Below are 273 nucleotides of genomic sequence, written 5' to 3'. Positions count from 1 at the left end.
ACAGTCTTACAAAACCGCCTGCGCACGCTTTACGCCCAGTAATTCCGATTAACGCTTGCACCCTACGTATTACCGCGGCTGCTGGCACGTAGTTAGCCGGTGCTTATTCTTCAGGTACCGTCATGAGGCGCAGATATTAGCCGCACCCTTTTCTTCCCTGACAAAAGAGCTTTACAACCCGAAGGCCTTCTTCACTCACGCGGCATTGCTGGATCAGGGTTGCCCCCATTGTCCAAAATTCCCCACTGCTGCCTCCCGTAGGAGTCTGGACCG

General features: G+C 54.2%; 1 rRNA gene. It reads right to left on the bottom strand.

Annotated features, from left to right (window positions below):
* Positions 1-273: ribosomal RNA gene (locus GTP45_RS29445) — 16S ribosomal RNA — on the bottom strand; the annotation flags it as partial.

It is taken from the genome of Duganella rivi (genome assembly GCF_009857435.1).
Taxonomy (GTDB): Bacteria; Pseudomonadota; Gammaproteobacteria; order Burkholderiales; family Burkholderiaceae_D; genus Rugamonas; species Rugamonas rivi.
This window is presented reverse-complemented; position numbering and strand designations above follow the sequence as displayed.